14 protein-coding genes are annotated in these 14,984 nt (G+C 72.6%); all 14 read left to right on the top strand.

Annotated features, from left to right (window positions below; translation table 11 throughout):
* The first annotated feature begins 17 nt into the window (after positions 1-17).
* Positions 18-1,280 carry an ATP-binding protein gene (locus EDF20_RS01930; RefSeq protein WP_133737545.1) on the top strand — a complete coding sequence of 421 codons (1,263 nt, stop codon included), beginning with the start codon at positions 18-20 and terminating at the stop codon, positions 1,278-1,280.
* Complete coding sequence (locus EDF20_RS01925) at positions 1,277-2,416, top strand: tetratricopeptide repeat protein (RefSeq protein ID WP_166644741.1); 1,140 nt, start codon at positions 1,277-1,279, stop codon at positions 2,414-2,416. The genes EDF20_RS01930 and EDF20_RS01925 overlap by 4 nt, the downstream gene beginning before the upstream one ends.
* Before the next feature lie 110 nt (positions 2,417-2,526).
* A complete protein-coding gene (gene efp / locus EDF20_RS01920) occupies positions 2,527-3,090 on the top strand; it encodes an elongation factor P (RefSeq protein WP_123545904.1) in 564 nt (187 codons plus the stop codon).
* A gap of 18 nt (positions 3,091-3,108) precedes the next feature.
* Entirely contained in the window at positions 3,109-3,519 is a 411-nt protein-coding gene (nusB, locus tag EDF20_RS01915; RefSeq protein WP_123545902.1) for a transcription antitermination factor NusB, read from the top strand.
* Between the two features lie 101 nt (positions 3,520-3,620).
* Complete coding sequence (gene pyrR / locus EDF20_RS01910; protein WP_133737543.1) at positions 3,621-4,163, top strand: bifunctional pyr operon transcriptional regulator/uracil phosphoribosyltransferase PyrR; 543 nt, start codon at positions 3,621-3,623, stop codon at positions 4,161-4,163.
* Entirely contained in the window at positions 4,160-5,116 is a 957-nt protein-coding gene (locus EDF20_RS01905; RefSeq protein WP_133737542.1) for an aspartate carbamoyltransferase catalytic subunit, read from the top strand. Before pyrR ends, EDF20_RS01905 begins: the two co-directional genes overlap by 4 nt.
* Positions 5,113-6,483: a dihydroorotase gene (locus EDF20_RS01900; RefSeq protein ID WP_133737541.1), complete on the top strand. Its 1,371-nt coding sequence runs from the start codon at positions 5,113-5,115 to the stop codon at positions 6,481-6,483. Before EDF20_RS01905 ends, EDF20_RS01900 begins: the two co-directional genes overlap by 4 nt.
* Positions 6,480-7,004, top strand: a complete 525-nt coding sequence (locus EDF20_RS01895) for a hypothetical protein (RefSeq protein WP_133737540.1) — start codon at positions 6,480-6,482, stop codon at positions 7,002-7,004. The genes EDF20_RS01900 and EDF20_RS01895 overlap by 4 nt, the downstream gene beginning before the upstream one ends.
* Entirely contained in the window at positions 6,997-8,181 is a 1,185-nt protein-coding gene (carA, locus tag EDF20_RS01890; RefSeq protein ID WP_133737539.1) for a glutamine-hydrolyzing carbamoyl-phosphate synthase small subunit, read from the top strand. The genes EDF20_RS01895 and carA overlap by 8 nt, the downstream gene beginning before the upstream one ends.
* On the top strand, positions 8,181-11,456 hold the full coding sequence (gene carB / locus EDF20_RS01885; RefSeq protein ID WP_133737538.1) for a carbamoyl-phosphate synthase large subunit: 3,276 nt from the start codon (positions 8,181-8,183) through the stop codon (positions 11,454-11,456). The genes carA and carB overlap by 1 nt, the downstream gene beginning before the upstream one ends.
* A complete protein-coding gene (pyrF, locus tag EDF20_RS01880; protein ID WP_133737537.1) occupies positions 11,453-12,349 on the top strand; it encodes an orotidine-5'-phosphate decarboxylase in 897 nt (298 codons plus the stop codon). Before carB ends, pyrF begins: the two co-directional genes overlap by 4 nt.
* Positions 12,346-13,251, top strand: coding sequence for a guanylate kinase (gene gmk / locus EDF20_RS01875; RefSeq protein ID WP_133738076.1), 906 nt, complete (start codon positions 12,346-12,348; stop codon positions 13,249-13,251). Before pyrF ends, gmk begins: the two co-directional genes overlap by 4 nt.
* A gap of 60 nt (positions 13,252-13,311) precedes the next feature.
* Complete coding sequence (gene rpoZ / locus EDF20_RS01870; protein WP_123545886.1) at positions 13,312-13,578, top strand: DNA-directed RNA polymerase subunit omega; 267 nt, start codon at positions 13,312-13,314, stop codon at positions 13,576-13,578.
* 177 nt (positions 13,579-13,755) lie between these two features.
* Positions 13,756-14,976 carry a methionine adenosyltransferase gene (gene metK / locus EDF20_RS01865; RefSeq protein ID WP_133738075.1) on the top strand — a complete coding sequence of 407 codons (1,221 nt, stop codon included), beginning with the start codon at positions 13,756-13,758 and terminating at the stop codon, positions 14,974-14,976.
* Positions 14,977-14,984: the final 8 nt, after the last annotated feature.

Raw genomic sequence — 14,984 nt, 5'->3', positions numbered from 1 at the left:
GTCACTATGATCCGTCCGTGCGCGAATCCCTGATCCGGTCGCTGCGGCTCGCCGTCGAGCAGGCCCCGGACGACGTCCCCCTGCGGGTCCACCTCGGCGTCCTGCTCCTCGAGGACGGCGACGTCGACGCCGCCGTCGCGTCGCTCGCCTCGGCCCTCGTGCTCGAGCCGGGTCACGAGGAGGCGCGGGCCGGGATGGCGCGCGCCCTCGCGGACCCTGCCACGGCAGCGGTGTCGCCAGCCCTCGAGCCGTCCTCCGGCGAGGTCGAGCGCGCTGACGCGCCCCTCGACGACGAGCCCCGCGACGACGACCCGGAGTCGTGGCCCCGTGCACTCCACGGGATGCCGGGCGAGGCCGGCTCCTTCGACTGGGAGACGGCCGAGGACGACCTCCGGACCGCCTCCTTCCGGATCGACCGCCCCGACCTGCGGTTGTCCGACGTGGGCGGGATGACGCAGGTCAAGGCCGCGCTCGAGCAGGCGTTCCTCGCCCCGCTCCGCAACCCGGAGCTCCGGGAGGCCTACGGCGCGAGCCTGCGGGGCGGGCTGCTGCTCTACGGGCCTCCCGGCTGCGGCAAGACGCACCTCGCGAGGGCCCTCGCGGGCGAGCTGGGCGCCTCCTTCCTGAGTGTCTCGCAGGCCGACCTCCTCGACCACGAGAGCGGCTCGCCCGCCCGTGCCGTCGCCGACGTCTTCGAGGCCGCGAGGCGCGCGGCGCCCTGCGTCCTGTTCCTCGACGAGGTCGACGCGGTCGCCCCGCGACGGTCGTCCCGCGACAGCGCCTGGGCGCGGGCGGTGGTGAACCAGGTGCTCGTCGAGCTCGACGGCGTCGACTCGCGCAACGACGGGCTGTTCGTGCTCGCGGCGACCAACCGGCCGTGGGAGGTCGACCCGGCCGCCCGGCGCCCCGGCCGACTCGACCGCACCCTCCTGGTGCTCCCGCCCGACGAGCCTGCCCGTCGGGAGATCGCCCGCAGGCGGCTGGAGGGCCGACCGGTCGGCGACGTCGACCTGGACGCTCTCGCGCGTGCCACCTCCGGGATGTCGGGGGCCGACGTCGGCTACGTCTGCGACCTGGCGCTCCAGCGCGCCCTCGCCGACAGCGTCGCGACGGGCACGCCGCGCACGGTCACCGACAAGGACCTGCGCCGGGCGCGCTCGTCCGTGACCCCGTCGGTGGGGGAGTGGGCGGCCAGTGCCCGGAGCGTCGTGACCTACGGCGTCGACGACGGCACGTTCGCCGAGCTCAGGGAGTTCCTCGGGATGCGGCGCGGCCGGTGAGCGACGACGACCTCCTGGCTGCGTCCGCGCACCTGGCCGGCGGGCGGCCCGGGGAAGCGGCGGCGGCGCTCAGGCGGCACCTCGCGACCCAGCCCGATGACGCGTGGGCCCTGCAGCACCTCGCCTTCGCGCAGCTAAGGACGGGGCGTCGCATGGCGGCCAGGGACACCGCCCTCCGGGCCCGCGCCCTCGACCCCGGTGCCGAGTGGGCGTGGCGGCTCTGGGCAGAGGCGTCGCTGCGCATGGGAGACGTCGACGACGCCAGGGCCGGGATGACGGAGTCGCTCCGTCTCGCCCCGGACGACTGGCACGTCCACGCGGACGCCGTCCGCCTCGGGCTGTTCCCGCCCGACGAGACGAGACGGCACGCGGCGGAGTGCCTGCGGCTGGCGCCCGACGACCCGGACGCGTACCTGGTGGCCGCCGCCGTCGCCGTGCACGACGGGCGCCTGTCCCAGGCGCGGACGGCCTACCGTGCCGCGCTGGCACTCGATCCCGGTCACGTCGCGGCGCGCCGGGGCATCGACGATCTCGACATCACGGCCGGCCGGCCGGACAAGGCGGCCGTGGGCGCGATGGCCCAGCTGGCCGACGCCCCGACGTCGACCACGGCCCTGGTGCACCTGCGATCCGTCGTCCACGAGGCCGTCACCGGCCTCGGCGCGCTCCCCGCACTTCTGCCGTGGGGGCTCGGCGTCGTCCTGCTCGGCCTCTCCTTCGCCTCGGAGGAGGGCTCGTCGGGGCTCGTGCCCTTCGGCCTGCGCTTCCTGCTCCTCGTGGCGGCCCTCGCGGGCGCCGGCTGGTGGGCGGCCCTCGTCCTGCGGTTCGCCCGGCGGTCAGGGCTCGCGCCCTCCGCGCTGCTCGACCGGCTGCGGGACATCAGCCCCGTGCATCTCGCCTGGCTCGGGCTCCACGCGACGATCCTCGTCCTGCTCGTCCTGGCGAGCGCGGTGCAGCCCTGGACGGGACTGTGGTCGTCCGGGGCGGACGCCGCCCCCACCAGTCCCTCGGACGTCGTCGCGGCCGTCGCCGCCGCCACGGCCTTCGGCCTCTCGCTGATCTCGTGGCTCGGGCTGCCGGTGCTCGGCGGTCTCGTGTCCCGGCCGGCGCGCCGCGGCGCACGCGGGCGCCGCTGAGCGCTCCGGATCCGCGCTCGACGCTCCTGAGGGCTCGCGGCCCGTCCGCTACACTCGGACCCGGCCAGATCCGGCCCCACCCACCTCACTCCCGATCGGACCTCGCACGCATGGCGACCACCAACGACATCAAGAACGGCGCCGTCCTCGACCTGGACGGCCAGCTGTGGAACGTGATCGAGTTCCAGCACGTGAAGCCGGGCAAGGGCGGCGCCTTCGTCCGCACCAAGATGAAGAACGTGCGCTCGGGCAAGGTCGTCGACAAGACCTTCAACGCCGGCACCAAGATCGAGTTCGCCAACGTCGACCGCCGCGAGTACACGTACCTCTACGCCGAGGCCGACGGCTACGTCTTCATGGACACGACCGACTACGACCAGATCAACGTGCCCGCCACCATCGTCGGCGACGCGAAGAACTTCATGCTCGAGAACCAGAACGTCCAGATGGCGCTGCACGACGGCAACCCGCTCTACATCGAGCTGCCCGCCTCCGTCGTCCTCGAGGTCACCTACACCGAGCCCGGCCTGCAGGGCGACCGCTCCACCGGCGGCACGAAGGCGGCCACCGTCGAGACCGGCTACGAGATCCAGGTCCCGCTGTTCCTCGAGACCGGCACGAAGGTCAAGGTCGACACGCGCGACGGCGGCTACCTCGGCCGCGTCAACGAGTAGTCGGCGGCCACCCGCACAGTGAGCGCACGCACCAAGGCGCGCAAGCGCGCCCTCGACGTCCTGTACGTCGCCGACATCCGCCAGATCAGCATGACCGACGCCCTGGCCGCCGAGACGGCGCGGGCCCGTCAGGAGCCCGAGCGGAACTCCAGCTGGGGCTACGCCCGCGACCTCGTCCAGGGCGTCATCGACCACCAGGCCGAGATCGACGAGCTGATCGAGACGTACGCCCAGGGCTGGACGATGGCCCGCATGCCGACGCTCGACCGGGGCATCCTCCGGATCGGCGTCTTCGAGCTGCTGCACAACGACGAGGTCCCCGACCACGTCGCGATCAGCGAGGCGGTCGAGCTGGCCCAGTCGCTCAGCACCGACGACTCGGCTCCCTTCGTGAACGGGCTGCTCGGGCGCATCGCCACGAGCGGCTAGGCTCGGTGCCGGCGACGGGCACCCTCGACGGGGGCGACCGAGCCGGCACCACCACCGACGTCCTTTAAGTTCCGTCCTGAGAGGCGGGGAAGGAGGTCCGATTGAGCACACGCACCGTGCTGAGTCAGGCTGACATCACGCGCGCCCTGACGCGCATCTCCCACGAGGTCCTCGAGTCGAACCGGGGCCCCGACGGCCTCGTCGTGCTGGGCATCCCCACGCGAGGCGTCGTCCTCGCCGAGCGGATCGGCGCCCAGCTCTCGTCGATCTCCGGCGTCGCCGTCCCGACCGGCTCCGTCGACGTGACCATGTACCGCGACGACCTGCGGCGCAACCCGACGCGGGCCAGCCAGCCCACCCGCCTGCCCGACGGCGGCATCGACGGCGCGACCGTCGTCCTCGTCGACGACGTGCTCTACTCCGGCCGCACCATCCGCGCCGCCCTCGACGCCCTCAGCGCCCTCGGACGCCCCCGGGCCGTCCGCCTCGCCGTGCTCGTGGACCGGGGCCACCGCGAGCTCCCGATCCGCGCCGACTTCGTGGGCAAGAACCTGCCCACGTCGGCGGCCGAGCGCATCTTCGTGCGGCTGCGCGGCGTCGACGACGACGAGCTCGTCGCCATCGAGGGCGGTGCCGACTCGTGAAGCACCTCCTCAGCACCGCCGACCTCGGTCGAGACGACGCCCTGCGGATCCTCGACGTCGCGGAGGACATGGCCGACGTCTCGACCCGTCAGGTCAAGAAGCTGCCGACCCTGCGCGGCACGACCGTCGTGAACCTCTTCTACGAGGACAGCACCCGCACCCGCATCTCGTTCGAGGCGGCGGCGAAGCGCCTCAGCGCCGACGTCATCAACTTCGCCGCCAAGGGATCGAGCGTCTCGAAGGGCGAGTCCCTCAAGGACACGGCACAGACGCTGGCCGCGATGGGCGCCGACGGCATCGTCATCCGGCACCCGGCGTCCGGGGCGCCCCGCGTCCTCGCGGACAGCGGCTGGGTCGACGCCGGGATCGTCAACGCGGGCGACGGCACGCACGAGCACCCGACGCAGGCCCTGCTCGACGCCTTCACGATGCGCCGTCGGGTCCACGGCGACGCGAGCCGCGGCCGGGACCTCGACGGCCTGGAGGTGCTGATCGTCGGCGACATCCTGCATTCGCGGGTCGCGCGGTCGAACGCGTGGCTGCTGCGGACCCTCGGGGCCCACGTGACGGTGGTGGCGCCTCCCACGCTCCTGCCGGTCGACGTCAGCCGCCTGGGCGTCGACGTGCACTACGACCTCGACGAGGCGATCGCCCGGGTGCAGCCCGACGTGGTCATGATGCTGCGCATCCAGCAGGAGCGCATGGCCGAGGCGTTCTTCCCCAACGCCCGCGAGTACGGGCGTTCCTGGGGCCTCGGGGCGGCGCGCTTCCGGTCACTGCCGCCCGCGGCGCTCGTCATGCACCCCGGCCCGATGAACCGCGGCCTCGAGATCGGCGACGACGCCGCCGATTCGCCCCGCTCGACCGTGCGGGAGCAGGTCGGCAACGGCGTGGCCGTCCGGATGGCCGTGCTCTACCTCACACTCGCCGGCGACCGGGAGGACTCCCTGTGACCACCACCCACCTGATCCGCGCCGTCGAGACCGTCGACGGCACCCGTACCGACGTCCTCGTCCGCGACGGCGTCGTCGTCGAGCTCGGCTCCGGCCTCAGCGCCACGGGGGCCGAGGTGATCGACGCCGACGGCCTGCTCGCGCTGCCCGGCCTCGTCGACCTGCACACGCACCTCCGCGAGCCGGGCGGCGAGGGCGCCGAGACCGTCCTCACCGGGTCCCGCGCGGCCGCCGCCGGCGGCTTCACCGCGGTCAACGCCATGGCGAACTCCTCGCCGGTCGCCGACACCGCGGGCGTCGTCGAGCAGGTGCAGGCCCGCGGCGAGCGCGCGGGCTACGTCACGGTCCGACCGATCGGCGCCGTCACCCAGGGCCTCGAGGGCCGCCGGCTCTCCGAGATCGGCGCCATGGCCCGGTCCCGTGCGGCCGTCCGCGTCTTCTCCGACGACGGCCACTGCGTCTCCGACCCCCTGCTCATGCGCCGCGCGCTCGAGTACGTCAAGGGCTTCGGGGGAGTCGTGGCCCAGCACGCGCAAGAACCTCGCCTCACCGAGGGGGCCCAGATGAACGAGGGCGCCCTGTCGGCCGAGCTCGGGCTCGGCGGCTGGCCCGCCGTCGCGGAGGAGTCGATCATCGCCCGCGACGTCCTGCTCGCCGACCACGTCGGCGCCCGCCTGCACGTGTGCCACGTCTCGACGGCAGGCAGCGTCGAGGTCGTCCGCTGGGCCAAGGCACGGGGCATCGACGTGACCGCCGAGGTCACGCCGCACCACCTCCTCCTCACCGAGGACCTGGTCTCGAGCTACGACTCGCGCTACAAGGTCAACCCGCCGCTCCGCCGGGCGGAGGACGTGGAGGCGCTCCGGGCGGCCCTGGCCGACGGCACGATCGACATCGTCGCCACCGACCACGCCCCGCACACCTCGGAGGCGAAGCACTGCGAGTGGGACGCCGCCGCGAACGGCATGGTCGGCCTCGAGAGCGCCCTCTCCGTCGTGCACCGGACGATGGTCGAGACGGGCCTGATCGGCTGGGCGGACGTGGCCCGCGTGCTGTCGGTCGCACCGGCGCGCATCGGGCAGGTCGAGGGGCACGGACGACCGCTGGCCGTCGGGGAGCCCGCCGAGCTGACCCTCTACGATCGAGGGGTGAGCAGGACCTTCGGCACCGAGCACCTCGCGGGCCGCAGCCGCAACTCGCCCTTCCTCGGGCACACGTTGCCCGGGCAGGTCGTCGCGACGCTGCACCAGGGCTACGCCACCGTCCGTGACGGCCTCGTCGTCGACGAGCGCGAGATCGCCGACCGCGCCGCACGCGTGGCCGCGGCGGCCGTGCTGGCCGCCCCCGAGCCGGCGGGCGCCCCGTGAACCGCTGGGTGATCGGCGCGGGCATCCTCGTCCTGCTCGTGTTCGTCGTCCTCCTCATGGTCCGCTCCTGGCGGGCGCGAGGTCGACGACAGGCGGACATCGCCCTGCCCGAGACGGCTCCCGACGCCCTGTCGACGGCCCTCGTCGAGCACGACGGCTTCTACGTCGCGACGACCCGGGCCGGCGACCCGCTCGACCGGATCGTGGTCGGCGGGCTGGGCTTCCGGGGCAGGGCCGTCATCTCGGTGCACCGGGAGGGCGTCCGCCTCGAGATCGCGGGCGAGCCCGCGAAGCTGATCCGCGCCTCCTCGATCCGCGACGTCGGCCGCGCGACCTGGACCATCGACCGCGTGGTCGAGACCGACGGGCTCGTGCTCGTCGCCTGGAGCCTCGGCGACACCGACGTCGACACCTACCTGCGCGTCACGGACGACCCCCGCCCGCTCGTCGACGCCGTCCGCACCATCACGACCTCGGCCCCCACGGCCGGCACCACCACAGGAGAGCAGACCATTGACTGACGCGTCCACCACCACCCGGGCCGTCCTGGTGCTCGAAGACGGGACCCGCTACGCCGGCCGCGCCTACGGCGCCGTCGGGCGGACGCTCGGGGAGACCGTCTTCGCCACCGGCATGACCGGCTACCAGGAGACCCTCACCGACCCGTCCTACGCGGGCCAGATCGTCGTCATGACGGCCCCGCACATCGGAAACACGGGCGTCAACGACGAAGACCCCGAGTCGCGTCGCATCTGGGTCTCGGGCTTCGTCGTCCGCGACGCCAGCCGCGTCGTCTCCAACCACCGAGCCCAGGGCAGCCTCGACGACCAGCTCGTGGCCGACGGCGTCGTGGGCATCCGCGGCATCGACACCCGCGCGCTGACCCGTCGCCTCCGCGACGTCGGCTCGATGCGCGGCGGGGTCTTCAGCGGACCCGACTCCGAGCTCGGCGACGACGAGCAGCTCGCCCTCGTGCGCGGCTCGGCCGACATGCGCGGCCTCAGCCTCTCGAGCCAGGTCTCGACGGTCGAGCCCTACGTGCTCGAGGCCGAGGGCGAGCTCGTCGGCTCGGTCGCGGTGCTCGACCTGGGGGTCAAGACCTCGACGCTGCGCTACCTCGCCCAGCGCGGCTTCCGGGTGCACGTCCTCCCGCAGGACACGACGTCCGAGCAGCTCCGCGCCCTCGCGCCCGACGCCCTCTTCTTCTCGAACGGTCCCGGCGACCCCGCGGCCAGCGACGCCCAGGTCGAGCTGCTGCGCGGCGCCCTCCGTGACGGCCTGCCCTACTTCGGCATCTGCTTCGGCAACCAGCTGTTCGGCCGGGCCCTCGGCTTCGACACGTACAAGCTGCCCTTCGGCCACCGGGGCATCAACCAGCCGGTGCTCGACAAGACCACGGGCAAGGTCGAGATCACGAGCCAGAACCACGGCTTCGCGGTCGACGCGCCCGTCGAGGGCGTGCTCGACTCGCCCGCCGGCTTCGGCCGCGTCGAGGTCAGCCACTTCAGCCTCAACGACAACGTCGTCGAGGGCCTCCGCGCCCTCGACATCCCGGCCTTCTCGGTGCAGTACCACCCCGAGGCGGCAGCCGGGCCCCACGACAGCAACCACCTCTTCGACCGCTTCCGCGAGGCGGTCGTGGCGCGCAAGTCCGGCCAGCCCGTCGACTTCGGCTCCGACCTCGAAAGCAGCAACTGATGCCCAAGCGCGCAGACATCAACTCGGTCCTCGTCATCGGCTCCGGGCCGATCGTCATCGGCCAGGCGGCCGAGTTCGACTACTCGGGCACCCAGGCGTGCCGCGTCCTCCGCGAGGAGGGCGTGCGCGTCATCCTCGTGAACCCGAACCCGGCCACGATCATGACCGACCCCGACTTCGCCGACGCCACCTACGTCGAGCCCATCACGTCCGAGGTCCTCGAGGCGATCATCGTCAAGGAGAAGCCCGACGCGATCCTGCCCACCCTCGGCGGCCAGACGGCGCTCAACGCCGCCATCGCGCTCGACGAGGAGGGCATCCTCGCCAAGCACGGCGTCGAGCTGATCGGCGCCAAGGTCGAGGCGATCCAGAAGGGCGAAGACAGGCAGCTCTTCAAGGAGCTGGTGCTCGAGTCGGGCGCCGACGTCGCGAAGTCGTACATCGCGCACACCGTCGAGGAGGCGGTCGACTTCGCCGAGGACCTCGGCTACCCGCTCGTCATCCGTCCGTCGTTCACGATGGGCGGCCTCGGCTCGGGCTTCGCGTACACCCGCGACGAGCTCGTCCGCATGGTCACCGACGGCCTGCACCAGAGCCCGACCACCGAGGTCCTGCTCGAGGAGAGCATCCTCGGCTGGAAGGAGTACGAGCTCGAGATGATGCGCGACACCGCCGACAACACGGTCGTCGTCTGCTCGATCGAGAACGTCGACCCGGTCGGCGTGCACACGGGCGACTCGATCACGGTGGCCCCTGCGCTCACCCTCACCGATCGCGAGTACCAGAACCTCCGCGACATCTCGATCGACATCATCCGTCGCGTGGGCGTCGACACGGGCGGCTGCAACATCCAGTTCGCGATCGACCCCGCCGACGGCCGCGTCATCGTCATCGAGATGAACCCGCGCGTCTCGCGCTCCAGTGCGCTCGCGTCGAAGGCGACGGGCTTCCCGATCGCCAAGATCGCCGCGAAGCTGGCGCTCGGGTACCGCCTCGACGAGATCCCGAACGACATCACCAAGGTGACGCCCGCCTCCTTCGAACCGACCCTCGACTACGTGGTCGTCAAGGTGCCACGGTTCGCCTTCGAGAAGTTCCCGGCGGCCGACACGACCCTCAGCACGACCATGAAGAGCGTCGGCGAGGCGATGGCCATCGGCCGCAACTTCACGCAGGCGCTGCAGAAGTCGCTGCGCTCGCTCGAGAAGCGCGGATCGAGCTTCCACTGGGAGGGCGAGCCCGGCGACGTGGAGGCGCTCCTCACGTTGGCGCACACGCCCACCGACGGCCGCATCGTCACCGTGCAGCAGGCCCTCCGTGCCGGCGCCACGGCCGAGCAAGTCTTCGACTCGACCGCGATCGACCCCTGGTTCATCGACCAGGTCGTGCTGATCAACGAGGTCGCCGACGAGATCGCCGCCGCGGCGGAGCTCGACGCCGACCTGTTCGCGCACGCCAAGGACCACGGCTTCAGTGACGTGCAGATCGGCCAGCTGCGCGGCCTCGGCGAGCAGGAGGTGCGCGAGCTGCGCTGGTCGCTCGGCGTGCGCCCCGTCTTCAAGACGGTCGACACCTGCGCCGGCGAGTTCCCCGCCCTGACCCCGTACCACTACTCGAGCTACGACCTCGAGACCGAGGTCGCGCCGAGCGACCGCCGCAAGGTGATCATCCTCGGCTCGGGCCCGAACCGGATCGGCCAGGGCGTCGAGTTCGACTACTCGTGCGTGCACGCCAGCTTCGCGCTGAGCAACGCGGGCTACGAGACGATCATGGTCAACTGCAACCCCGAGACGGTCTCGACCGACTACGACACGAGCGACCGGCTCTACTTCGAGCCGCTCACCCTCGAGGACGTCCTCGAGGTCGTGCACGCCGAGTCCGCCAGCGGCGAGCTCGTCGGCGTCGTCGTCCAGCTGGGCGGCCAGACGGCCCTCGGCCTGTCGAAGGGCCTCGAGGCCGCCGGCGTCCCGATCCTCGGCACCTCGCCCGACGCCATCGACTCGGCCGAGGAGAGGGGGCTGTTCTCCGCGATCCTCGACGAGGCGGGCCTGCTGGCCCCCCGCAACGGCACCGCGACCGACTACGAGAGCGCCGTCGACGTCGCAGAAGAGATCGGCTACCCCGTCCTCGTGCGTCCGTCGTACGTGCTCGGCGGCCGCGGCATGGAGATCGTCTACGACAGCCCGTCGCTCGCCGACTACTTCGTCCGGGTCAGCGACCAGGCGATCATCGGCCCGGACGCGCCGCTGCTCGTCGACCGGTTCCTGGACGACGCCGTCGAGATCGACGTCGACGCCCTCTACGACGGCACCGAGCTCTACGTCGGCGGCGTCATGGAGCACATCGAGGAGGCGGGCATCCACTCGGGCGACTCGAGCTGCACCCTGCCCCCGGTCACGCTCGGCAAGGGCGAGATCGACCGCGTCCGCGAGGCCACCCTGGCCATCGCCGAGGGCGTCGGCGTCCGCGGCCTGCTCAACGTCCAGTTCGCGATCGCGGCCGGCGTCCTCTACGTGATCGAGGCCAACCCCCGGGCGAGCCGCACGGTGCCGTTCGTCTCGAAGGCGCTCGGCATCCCGCTCGCCAAGGCGGCGTCGCTCGTCATGGTCGGCCAGAGCATCCGCGAGCTCGTCGAGAGCGGGCTGCTGCCCGCCCAGGACGGCTCGGACGTCCCGCTCGACTCCCCGATCTCGGTCAAGGAGGCGGTGCTCCCGTTCAAGCGGTTCCGCACGAAGGAGGGGCAGGTCGTCGACAGCGTCCTCAGCCCCGAGATGCGCTCGACCGGCGAGGTCATGGGCATCGACCGCGACTTCCCCCGCGCCTTCGCGAAGAGCCAGACGGCGGCGTACGGCGGGCTGCCCACGACGGGCACCGTCTTCGTCAGCGTGGCCGACCGCGACAAGCGGGCGATCGTGCTGCCCGTCCTGCGCCTCCAGCAGCTCGGCTTCCGCGTGCTCGCGACCGAGGGCACGGCCACCGTCCTCATCCGCAACGGCATCGCTGCTGAGATCGTGGGCAAGTTCAGCGCCGGCGGCGAGAGCGTCGTCGACCTGATCAACCGCGACGAGGTCGACATCGTGATCAACACGCCGAGCGGCTCGAGCGCCCGCGCCGACGGCTACGAGATCCGCGCCGCGACCGTCGCGGCCGACAAGGCCCTCTTCACGACCATCGCACAGCTCGGCGCGGCGGTGGCGTCGATCGAGGCGATCCACACGCCGTTCGAGGTCACGAGCCTGCAGGACTACGGTCTGGCGCGGGCGGCACGGCGGTGACGGCCGACCCTGCTGCCCCCGCCGTCGCGGTCGGCGGGGCGGCCGCCTCCTTCGGCGCCCGCCTGGCGGACGTGCTCGAGACGACCGGCGGGCTCTGCGTCGGCATCGACCCGCACCCCTGGCTCCTCGACGAGTGGGGGCTGCCGACCAGCGCCTCCGGCGTCCGCGAGCTCGGCTTGCGCGCGGTCGAGGCGACCGTGGGGTCGGCCGGGGTGGTCAAGCCCCAGGTCGCCTTCTACGAGCGCTGGGGGTCGGCGGGCTTCGCGGCCCTCGAGGACGTCCTCGCGGCAGCTCGCGACGCCGGTCTCCTCGTGATCGGGGACGCCAAGCGCGGCGACGTCGGGAGCACCATGGACGGCTACGCCGACGCGTGGTTCTCGCCCGACTCGCCCCTGCGCGTCGACGCCCTGACGGTGTCGCCGTACCTCGGCTTCGGCTCGCTCCGGGGCACGATCGACCGGGCCCGGCGGGTCGGCGCGGGCGTGTTCGTCCTCGCGGCCACCTCCAACCCGGAGGCGCGGGCCGGCCAGACGGCACTGGTCACCGGCCCCGTCGGCACGTCGCGCACCCTGGCGGCAGGTATCGTCGACCAGGTGCGAGACGACGACCAGGCAGCGGGGGAGACCCGACTCGGCTCCGTGGGCCTCGTGCTCGGGGCGACCGTCGACCTCGCGTCGTATGGCATCGACACGGCGGCGCTGACCGGTGTACCCGTCCTCGCCCCCGGCTTCGGCCACCAGGGGGCTCGCGTCTCCGACCTGACGGCCCTCTACGGCGCGGCAGCACGCACCGTCCTCGTCTCGACCTCCCGCGGCGTCCTCGCAGCGGGCCCCGACGGGATGGCCGCTGCCGTCCGCGACGCCGCGGAGGAGGTGCGCTCGTGCCTCGCATGACCCCGCCGCCGGTCGACCGTGCCGCCGCCGCCCGGGCCGCGGTCGCCGCCCGTCGTGCCCGCGCCGCCGTCAAGGCATCGGTCGCCGAGCGCCGGCGCACCGCGCTCGACGTCGCCGATGCCGCCTGGGCCGGCGAGCCGACGGCCCCCGAGGCGACGCTGCGCGTCCGCGAGCTCCTCACGAGCATCCCCGGCATCGGGCCCACCCGGGTCGCCCGCATCATGACCGACCTCGGCATCGCCGAGTCCAAGCGCGTCGGCGGCCTCGGCGTCCGGCAGCGCCGCATCCTCGGCGACTGGCTCGCCGTGCGCGAGGCCCGGGGGCGCGTGCGCTCGCGGCTCGTCGTCCTCGCCGGCCCGACGGCCGTCGGCAAGGGCACGGTCTCGACCCACATCCGCGAGAACTACCCCGACGTGCACCTCTCCATCTCCGCGACCACCCGGGCGCCGCGACCGGGCGAGGTCGACGGCGTGCACTACTACTTCGTCGACGACGCCGAGTTCGACCGGATGATCCGCGAGCGCGAGCTGCTCGAGTGGGCCACCGTGCACAACTCGTACCGCTACGGCACGCCGCGGCCCCCGATCGACGCCGCCCTGCAGGCCGGGCGGAGCGTCCTGCTCGAGATCGACCTGCAAGGTGCGCGCCTCGTCCGCACGGCCATGCCCGAGGCCGTCCTCGTCTTCCTCCTGCCGCCCACGTGGGACGAGCTCGTCCGCCGGCTGATCGGCCGGGGCACGGAGGACGCGGCCGAGCAGCAGCGCCGACTCGAGACCGCGAAGGTCGAGCTGGCGGCCCAGGACGAGTTCGACGTGAAGGTCGTGAACCACGACGTGCCCGAAGCGGCCCGCGAGGTCGTAGAATTGATGACTGCGCCCGAGGACGCACGCCCGCGGGCGTGACTCGCGCCCCGATCTCCGCACCTGCCGGTGCCTGACAGAACCCCACAACGAGGAGTACCCATGGCCGACAAGAACAAGGGCATCATCGATCCGCCCATCGACGAGCTGCTCTCGAAGGTCGAGTCGAAGTACGCGCTCGTCATCTTCGCGTCGAAGCGCGCACGTCAGATCAACGACTACTACGCCGACCTGCACGAGGGCAGCCTCTTCGACAACGTCGGCCCGCTCGTCGACAGCACCATCGACGACAAGCCGCTCTCGGTCGCCATGCACGAGATCAACGAGGACAAGCTCGAGGCCAAGCCCCTGCCCGCCGCCGCGGAGTAGTCCCCCCGCGATCGCCCACGGTCCCCGTCGTCCAGCGACAGTGACGGTGGGCGGCCGTAGCATCGAACGAGGCCCCCTGGGAGACCGTCCCGCGGGGCCTCGCCGCGTCCGACGGCGCCTGACGCCGTCGACCCTGCCCTCGCCCTCGACCCCGGAGCACCTGTGACCTCGACCGACGTGACACCCGCCAGCAGCACGACCGCCTCGACGAGCCTCCGGCTCTTCACGTCCGAGTCGGTCACCGAGGGCCACCCCGACAAGATCTGCGACCAGATCTCCGACGGCATCCTCGACGCGCTGCTCGCGGTCGACCCGCAGAGCCGGGTCGCCGTCGAGACGATGGTCACGACCGGGCTGGTGCACGTGGCCGGCGAGGTGACCACCAAGGGCTACGTCGACATCCCCACGATCGTCCGCGACCTCATCGTCGGCATCGGCTACGACTCCTCGGCCGTCAGCTTCGACGGCCGCACCTGCGGCGTCGAGGTCTCCATCGGCGCCCAGTCGCCCGACATCGCCCAGGGCGTCGACACGGCGCTGGAGGCGCGGGGCGGCACCTCCGACGACGCTCTCGACCGCCAGGGCGCCGGCGACCAGGGCATCATGTTCGGCTACGCCACCAACGAGACGCCGCAGTACATGCCCCTGCCCGTCTGGCTGGCCCACCGGCTGGCCGAGCGCCTGGCGCACGTCCGCAAGAGCGGCGAACTCGACTACCTGCGGCCCGACGGCAAGACCCAGGTCACCGTCGGCTACGACGGCGTCGTCCCGCGGACGGTCGACACGGTCGTCGTCTCCACCCAGCACTCGCCGCGCGTCTCCACCGAGCAGCTCGAGGCCGACGTGATCGCCCACGTCGTGCGCCCGGTGCTCGACGAGGCCGGGCTCGACTCGACCGACACGCGCTTCATCATCAACCCGACGGGTCGGTTCGAGATCGGCGGCCCGCAGGGCGACGCCGGCCTCACCGGCCGCAAGATCATCGTCGACACGTACGGCGGCGCGAGCCGCCACGGGGGCGGCGCGTTCTCGGGCAAGGACCCGTCGAAGGTCGACCGCTCGGCTGCCTACGCCATGCGCTGGGTCGCCAAGAACGCCGTCGCGGCGGGCCTGGCCGACCGCATCGAGTTGCAGATCGCCTACGCCATCGGCCGGGCGGCCCCCGTCGGGCTCTACGTCGAGACGTTCGGCACCGGCCACGTAGCCGACGACGTCATCATCGAGGCAGTCAAGGCGGTCTTCGACCTGAGGCCGGCGGCGATCATCCGTGACCTCGACCTGTTGCGGCCGATCTACGCGACGACGTCGACCTATGGCCACTTCGGCCGCGAGCTGCCCGAGTTCACCTGGGAGGCCCTCGACCGCGTCGACGCGCTCCGGGCCGCCGCCGGTCTCTGACCCGTCGC

This window comes from Frigoribacterium sp. PhB116 (assembly GCF_004364285.1).
Lineage (GTDB): Bacteria > Actinomycetota > Actinomycetes > Actinomycetales > Microbacteriaceae > Frigoribacterium.
This window is presented reverse-complemented; position numbering and strand designations above follow the sequence as displayed.

What these genes read in the sequence shown, in the direction of transcription:
- carB (WP_133737538.1), top strand. Translation starts at nt 8,181, where the DNA reads ATGCCCAAGCGCGCAGACATCAACTCGGTCCTCGTCATCGGCTCCGGG.
- rpoZ (WP_123545886.1), top strand. Translation starts at nt 13,312, where the DNA reads ATGGCCGACAAGAACAAGGGCATCATCGATCCGCCCATCGACGAGCTG.
- efp (WP_123545904.1), top strand. Translation starts at nt 2,527, where the DNA reads ATGGCGACCACCAACGACATCAAGAACGGCGCCGTCCTCGACCTGGAC.
- gmk (WP_133738076.1), top strand. Translation starts at nt 12,346, where the DNA reads ATGACCCCGCCGCCGGTCGACCGTGCCGCCGCCGCCCGGGCCGCGGTC.